Annotated in this window: 6 protein-coding genes and 1 pseudogene; all 7 read left to right on the top strand. The window is 32.0% G+C overall.

Features of this window, described 5'->3' with window-relative positions:
* Nucleotides 1-183: 183 nt before the first annotated feature.
* Nucleotides 184-756 carry a DUF6705 family protein gene (locus PMI13_RS20780; protein WP_007847017.1) on the top strand — a complete coding sequence of 191 codons (573 nt, stop codon included), beginning with the start codon at nt 184-186 and terminating at the stop codon, nt 754-756.
* Nucleotides 757-761: 5 nt separating this feature from the next.
* The gene (locus PMI13_RS21280) at nt 762-926 is read left to right on the top strand and encodes a hypothetical protein (protein WP_007847015.1); all 165 of its coding nucleotides are present in this window, start codon (nt 762-764) and stop codon (nt 924-926) included.
* A gap of 286 nt (nt 927-1,212) precedes the next feature.
* Nucleotides 1,213-1,881 carry an HAD family hydrolase gene (locus tag PMI13_RS19550; protein ID WP_007847012.1) on the top strand — a complete coding sequence of 223 codons (669 nt, stop codon included), beginning with the start codon at nt 1,213-1,215 and terminating at the stop codon, nt 1,879-1,881.
* Between the two features lie 3 nt (nt 1,882-1,884).
* Nucleotides 1,885-2,709 (top strand): phosphoribosyltransferase family protein, encoded by an 825-nt coding sequence (locus PMI13_RS19545; protein ID WP_007847010.1) that lies wholly within the window; start codon nt 1,885-1,887, stop codon nt 2,707-2,709.
* Nucleotides 2,699-3,253, top strand: a complete 555-nt coding sequence (locus PMI13_RS19540; RefSeq protein ID WP_007847008.1) for a TerD family protein — start codon at nt 2,699-2,701, stop codon at nt 3,251-3,253. The genes PMI13_RS19545 and PMI13_RS19540 overlap by 11 nt, the downstream gene beginning before the upstream one ends.
* A gap of 6 nt (nt 3,254-3,259) precedes the next feature.
* A complete protein-coding gene (locus tag PMI13_RS19535) occupies nt 3,260-4,420 on the top strand; it encodes a toxic anion resistance protein (protein WP_007847005.1) in 1,161 nt (386 codons plus the stop codon).
* Between the two features lie 39 nt (nt 4,421-4,459).
* Nucleotides 4,460-4,668, top strand: a pseudogene (locus PMI13_RS21650) (hypothetical protein); the annotation flags it as partial.

The following is a 4,668-nucleotide window of genomic DNA, read 5'->3' as shown; positions in this document are numbered from 1 at the left end:
ATCAATTAGAGAATATTTTATATTTATCAACTGTTTGAAAAAGGGTAAGTCTTCAATATGTATGTAAAAGGAATAACTTTAATAAAGATGAATGATAATGGTACATTTACAAAGAAGAAACTAAATGCAGATAAAACACAAATAGTCGATGAAGACTGTTTATAATTATTAAATATAAATGTTATGAAAAATAAAATTAATTATATATTATTATTTTTTACAATAATAATTTCTTGTAAGGCACAAACAATTTCTTTAGATCAGCTATCACAATGTGAAAACGGTCCAGATTGTCCAGATTATGTATATTTAAAGGATACCAATAACAGATTAAATAAATTTGTTGGGACTTGGAAAGGAACCTATACCGATGGTAGAACTTATGAATTTCGTTTTACAAAAAAAGAAAATGACGGTGGATACTTTAATGAAAAATTTTGCGATATATTAAAAGGGCGTCTTTTGGTAAAAATACCATCAGGGCAAGAATTAGAAAATACACTTACCGTTTCTGACAATGATACACGATTTGATGGTCATTATTTTGATAAAAATTTAATAAAATACCAAATGTATTATTCGGGGTATGCAGAATGTAATGATAAAGGCTATGTTTATTTATCATTTCCGAATCCAAATAATTTAAATCAAATGAAACTTGTTTTTATGCAGGATATGGATATTGTTTCTAAATGTCCTAGTGGTTATAAAACAGTAATGCCTGATGCAAAAGCTTTGATATTAACTAAACAATAACTTTAATGTATCCTAATTTTTTTGAAGAGTTTCCCAATCTTAATAATCAAATTGATGCAAGTGGTTTTGAAAAACAAATACTTAGTATTATGAAGATTATAAAAGAAAATCAAAATTTAAAAAAGCATGAACGTGCCTATATAGAATTATCTAAACTGATTGCTCAGTAACTAAATAATAAAAAATCTGAATTCATCATACATAACCAAACAAGGACTGTAAATCATTTTACAGCCCTTGTTTTTTTTAGGCTACTAAAGTATTTGAGATGAAGCCAGAATATAAAGCAATAGCTTCATAAATCTTAAAAAATCTTAAAAAATCAGACTTTAAGTATAAAAATTTTATCTTTGAGAAGAATTGAAAAATTCAACTTAAAAACCAACGCTGAATACATGAAACCAATTAAAATCTTTTTCAAGAAAAAGCTAAATAAAATTTTTAACTTCTAATATTTTGAAAGTAGATATCGACATCCACAATCACTCGCATTTTTCTTTTGATTTGTGGCTTACCCTAATAAAATCTCATCCTGAATTTAAAACAAAAAGAGTTGAGCTGTTCTCTTCGTTTTTCAACATAGATAAACCCATTGAGGAAGTTGCGAAAATTGTAAAATATTATGATGATTTATGCAATACGATTAATGAAGTGATAGGAGGAAATATCGATACGTTTGAGATGTATCTCTTGATTTTGGGAGCATCAGACGTCGATTTAAAACAAATTGACAAAGACAAATTAAATGAGTTTTATCTGGAAAGTGAAAAACTTTTCCTGGAATATAAGCCTGTTATTATTTTTGAAGATATTCATCCGTTTTTTGATGAAATTAAAAGTAAAGGAAAAACAATTAATATTTTGAGCAATACAGGTTTTATCAAAGGAACGACGATGCGGAAATTCCTGGTAGAGGAAAACCTTGATCAGTACATAGATTTCCATATTTATTCCGATGAAATTAATTGTTCCAAACCAAATCCGCTTGTATTTCAGGAAGTGAAAAATAAGATTAAAAATCAGGATTTACCAATGCATCAGATTTTGCATATCGGAGACAATCCGATCGCTGATTACAAAGGGGCAAAAGATTTTGGTTTTAATGCACACCTACTTAAACATTAAAATATGAATAAAAGATACAGTTTGCATCACATCCATTCAGCAGAAGAATTTACTTTTTCGCCTGCGGAATACAGCTATTTTAAATATGGCGACAGGTCGTATGCCGAGAAATTTGCAAAAGAATTATTCGAAGGGTTTATTTCTGAAAATGAACAGCTTTTGGATACCGATAAAGAAATTGTAGTGCTGCCGAGCCCTTATATGGCGATTCCTACGGCTTCTAATTTTTTATGTTTTTACTTTAAAAAGCACCTCGATTTTTATTTATTCCTGAAAGGGAAAAAATCAAGCATCCTGTCAAAAATCAACCGTAATCATACTTATATTACAGATTATGGGAATTTAAATTTCGAAGACCGTAAAAATCTGATTGCCAATGATACTTACTATATTGATAAAGATTTTTTAAAGGGAAAACTTTGTATTTTTATAGATGATATAAAAATAACGGGGAGCCACGAATACACAATAAATAAAATTCTAGGTCAGTATGATGTGAAAGCAGATTTTGTATTTTTATATTATGCGGAACTGATGAATTTTGACATCGATCCTACGATTGAAAATTATTTCAACTATTATGCAGTGAAAAATGTAGAGCATGTAGCTGAAGTGATGATAAAGGCTGAATTTCAGTTTAATACAAGAGTCGTAAAATATATTTTAGGATTAGAATCAAGTAAATTTGAATTTTTAACGTCTAAGATAAAAAAGGAACAGATGGATCATTTGCTTGAGCTGGCAATCAGCAATAACTATCATTTAATAAAAGAATACGAAAATAACATAAACACTTTAACACAAACAGAACTATATTATGGCTATTAACTTACAAAAAGGACAAAGAGAAAATATAAATGCACCTAAATTTACAGTAGGCTTGGGGTGGGATATCAATAATACTTCTACCGGCGGAGCTTTTGACTTAGATGCTTCTTTATTTTTATTAGGGGAGAACAAAAAACTAGTTTCAGATAATCACTTTATTTTTTATAACAATCTTGAATCTCCGGATAAATCGGTGATTCACTCAGGGGATAATTTAACAGGTGATGGTGATGGTGACGATGAGCAGATTAAAATAGACCTTACTAAAATTGATTCTGCCATAAAGGAGATTTCGGTAGTTGTTACCATTCATGAAGCTGAAGCAAGAAAGCAAAACTTCGGGCAGGTAAGAAATTCTTTCATCAGAATTTTTAATACAGATACCAATGAAGAAATCTTGAAATATGAATTGGATGAAGATTTTTCAATCGAAACTGCTGTAGAATTCGGAAGAATTTACAACAGAAACGGAGAATGGAAATTTGAGGCTGTAGGAAGCGGCCAGAGAGAAGGTCTTGAAAAATTTGTATCAATCTATCAATAATTTATCATGGATAATCAACCCAATCAACCGAATGATCCACTTCAGTCAATTGAGCCTCTTAAAACTTTTGAACCGGCTCAGCCAAATCAGCCAACTCAGGGGGCAGCCCCTGTTCTGGTAGACAGGGACGGGAATGTAAATTTAAGTCAGATACAGAGTGCCGATCTTCAGAAATATGAAACGGCCGCCAATGCAATTGATGAAACCAATCCGGGTTCTATCGTGAATTTCGGATCTGAACTTCAGAAAACCTTAGCAAATCAAAGTGACAGTTTTTTAAATAACGTAAGAAGATCGAATTCCGGTGAAGTAGGAGAGTTGATCAATAATCTATTAGTGGAACTTAATTACGTAGATGTTGATGAAATAAACGGAGGTAATAAAGTAAAAGGTTTTTTCAGCAGACTGCCTTTTATGAAGAAAATGATGACCCAGGTGGAAAATCTTTTCGCGAAGTATGATAAAATCGTTAACAATATCGATCAGATTTCCCATAAAGTAAATGCAGGAATCATCACCTCTACAAAAGATAATGCAGTATTGCAGACGATTTTCGACAGCAATGTGAATTCGATCAAGCAGATAGAAGACCTTGTAATTGCCGGAAACCTGAGAATGGAAAGAGCAGCCGGAGAGCTTGCTGAGATGGAAACCAATACTCAGAATTATGCCGATTACCAGATTGCTGATAAAAGAGATTTTATCAACAGATTAGACAGAAGGCTGGCTGATCTTAAAGTGGTTCGCCTGATCATGATGCAGTCTCTTCCGCAGATCAGGCTGGTTCAGAACAACAACGTTTCAATTGCAGAAAAAGCGCAGACGATTCTTACGACCACACTGCCGGTTTGGAAAAACCAGCTTTCACTGGCTGTTGCCATGCACAGACAGCAGCAGAATATTGAAATTCAGCAGAAAGTTTCTTCAACAACAGAAGAGATCTTAAGAAAAAATGCAGAACGTCTCGGACAGAACTCAAGAAATGTAGCTAAGGCAAACGAACAAACCATTGTTTCAGCTGAAACATTGAAAGAAACAACAGCCATGTTGATCAATACATTGAATGAAGTGAAGCAGATCCAGAAACAAGGTACGGAAAACAGAAGAAAGCTGGATCAGGATTTACAGACATTAGAACACGAATTAAAAGCAAATATCAGAGGTTAATAATACGGAACAAAGGTGGACGATGAAGCTGTAATCATAATGTCACAAAGTAAAAGAAGATTAACGAAACTTAAACTTCTTTCAAATTTTTTTGAAAATGTTGTTATCATATCAATTTATATTAAAACAGATATTATACACAATTTATTTCAGGAAAATAAGGCTTTAGATTACCATAAACTCGAGCTTTTTCATCTGCAGTATACCGACAGCCTGATAGAATTGCTGACCAAAATAAAAAAAAAAAA

It is taken from the genome of Chryseobacterium populi (genome assembly GCF_000282115.1).
GTDB classification, from domain to species: Bacteria; Bacteroidota; Bacteroidia; order Flavobacteriales; family Weeksellaceae; genus Chryseobacterium; species Chryseobacterium populi.
The sequence above is the reverse complement of the archived record's forward strand: the minus strand, read 5'-3'. Positions and strand labels throughout refer to the sequence as shown.